Origin of the sequence: Streptomyces sp. NPDC102462, assembly GCF_044765425.1 — a bacterium.
Taxonomy (GTDB): Bacteria; Actinomycetota; Actinomycetes; order Streptomycetales; family Streptomycetaceae; genus Streptomyces.
Genome location: NZ_JBIWKB010000142.1, coordinates 1 through 2,968 on the forward strand (window position 1 = coordinate 1; position 2,968 = coordinate 2,968).

The 2,968-nt window shown below is 72.7% G+C and carries 1 protein-coding gene; it reads left to right on the top strand.

Features of this window, described 5'->3' with window-relative positions; genetic code table 11:
- The coding region (locus tag ACIRFL_RS43650; protein ID WP_404041288.1) for an AMP-binding protein at window positions 1-2,968 on the top strand (2,968 nt) is incomplete at both ends.

A 2,968-nucleotide genomic window follows, 5' to 3' on the forward strand; every position in this document is an offset into this window, starting at 1 on the left:
TCAAGATCCGCGGCTACCGTGTCGAACTCGGCGAGGTCCAGAGCGTTCTCACCGGACACCCCGCGGTCCGCGAGGCGTTCGTCACCGTCCACGAGGACGCGCTGACGGCGTACTACGCGCCTGCCGACGCGGCCGCGGACTCCGTACGGGCCCATCTGGCCGACCGGCTGCCCGAGTACATGCTGCCCGCGGCCCTGGTCGCCTTGGACGCCCTGCCGCTGAACGCCAACGGCAAGGTCGACCGGCACGCCCTGCCCGCCCCGGACGCCGCCGCGGCCGTGGACGACGGATATGTCGCGCCGCGCACGGCGACCGAGGAGCGGATCGCCGGCATATGGGCCGAGGTGCTGGGCCGGGAACGGGTCGGTGTCGAGGACGGTTTCTTCGAGATCGGCGGCCACTCCATCCGTGCCGTCGCACTCGTCGGCGCGCTCCGCTCGGCCGGATTCGACATCGGGATCAGGGACGTCTTCGAGCAGCGCACGGTCGCCATGCTGAGCGAGTTCCTCACCGGCCGCCCCGCGCGCACCGAGGTGGATGTGCCCGTCGAGCGGTTCGCGCTGATCGGCGCCGAGGACCGGCAGGCGCTCCCGGGCGACGCCGTGGACGCCTACCCGCTGACGCAGGTGCAGCTCGGGATGGTCCTGGAGATGCTGGCGGACGACACCGGGCACGCCTACCACAACGTCTCCTCGTTCCGGATCAGCGAGCCGGAGCCGTTCTCGGAGCGGGCGCTGCGGGTCGCCGCCGACGTGGTCGCGGCCCGCCACGAGATGCTGCGCACCTCCTTCCACCTCGACGGCTACTCACAGCCGCTCCAGGTGGTGCGCGCCGAGGCCGCCCTCCCGGTGGCCGTGCACGACCTGAGGGAGCTGGACGAGACTCAACGACGCGCAGCCGTAAGGGAGTTCCTCACCCGCGAGCGCGCCGACCTGTTCGACCTGGAACGGGCGCCGCTGCTGCGGATGACCGCCCATGTCGAGGACGACGGCTGGCGGCTCGGCCTGACCGTCTGCCACGCCATCACCGAGGGCTGGAGCCACCGGGCACTGCTGATGGAGCTGCTCGACGAGTACCGTCGGGTGCGCGACGGCGGGGAGCCTTCCGAGGTGCCCGCGCCGCCCGTGCGCTACGCCGATTTCGTCGCCGCCGAACTGCGCTCGCTGGAGTCGGAGCAGGACCGGGCGTACTGGCGGCAGGTCACGAGCGGCTACGCGCGCTTCTCCCTTCCGACGGCCTGGGGCGGCGGCCTCACCGCCGAACGGGAGCGCTACCGCGTCGCCGTGGAGCTCGGCCCGTACGAGTCCGGGCTGCGCGCGCTGGCCGCCCGGGTACGCGTCTCGGTCAAGAGCGTGCTGCTGGCCGCGCACCTGAAGGTGCTCAGCCTGCTCACCGAGGAGCGCCGGTTCCACTCGGGCCTGGTGTTCAGCGCCCGCCCCGAGGCGCCGGGCGCCGACCGGGTGTACGGCATGTACCTCAACACCCTGCCGTTCGCCTTCGACGCAGACCGCGACCGCACCTGGGAGGAGCTGGTCCGCGAGGTCTTCACGCACGAGGCGGGCATGTGGGAGCACCGCCGGCACCCGATGCCGGCGATCCAGCGCGACGCGGGGGTGGAGCGCCTGCTCGACGTCCGTTTCAGCTACCAGGACTTCGACCACGTCGACACCGAGCGCGTCGACCTGGCCGAGAGCTCCGGTGAGGGCGCGACCGAGTTCGACCTGGCGGTTTCGGCGGTCTCCGGCTACCTGCTCATGGCCACGCACACCCACGTGCTGTCCCGCGAGAACGCCGACCGGCTCACCGCGCTGTACGCGTCGGTTCTGGCCGCCATGGCCGCCGATCCGACCGGCGACGCCCGCCTGGTGCCGCTGCCGTCCGAGGAGCTGGAGCGGCAGCTCGTGACCTGGAACGACACCGCGCACGAGGCGGAGACCGCCTCCGTGCTGCAGATGTTCGAGGCGCAGGCCGCCCGCGTCCCCGACGCTTGGGCGGTGACCCTCGGGACGGAGACGGTGACGTACGCCGGACTGGATGCGCAGGCGAATCGGCTGGCGCACGCCCTGCGGGAGCGCGGCGTCGACGCCGAAGCGCGCGTCGCGGTCCAGATGGACCGGGGGCCCTCCCTGATCGCGGCGCTGCTTGCGGTGTGGAAGGCGGGCGGCACGTATGTGCCGATCGACCCGTCCTACCCGGCGGAGCGCGTCGCCTCCATCATGGCGACCTCCGGCGCCCGGGTGGCGCTCACCTCCGAGGCGTTCGCCGGCCGGTTCGGCTCCGTCGAGGTGCTGCTCGCCGACGCGGACGTCGCCGGGCTGCCGGCCACCGCGCCGGTGCGGGTGGACGATCTGGACCGGCTGGCCTATGTCATCTTCACCTCCGGTTCCACCGGCACGCCCAAGGGTGTCGAAGTCACCCACCGGGGCTTGGTCAACCATGTGGCCTGGGCGGCCCGTGAACTCGCCGTGCGCGGCACCGGGGGCGCCCCGCTGTTCTCCTCGGTCGCCTTCGACCTGGTCGTCCCCAACCTGTGGGCGCCGCTGGTCACCGGGCAGCGGGTGTTCGCGGTGCCGCAGGACACCGAGCCGGGGCAACTCGGCCCCGCGCTGCTGGCCGGGGCGCCGTACAGCTTCGTCAAGCTGACCCCGGGCCACCTGGACCTGCTCGCGGAGCAGCTCACCACCGAGCAGGCGGAAGAGCTGGCGGCGGTCGTGGTGGTGGCGGGCGAGGCGCTGCCCGGCACCACGGCGGACCGGTCACTGGACATCCTCGGCCCCGGTCGCCTGATCAACGAGTACGGTCCGACCGAGGCATCCGTCGGTTCCACGGTCTTCCCGGTGACGGAGCCGGCCGGCCGCGAGGTGGTCCCGATCGGGCGTCCGCTGCCGAACATGCGGACGTACGTGCTGGATTCGGCGATGCATCCGGTGCCGGTGGGTGTGCCGGGTGAGCTGTACGTCGGCGGGAC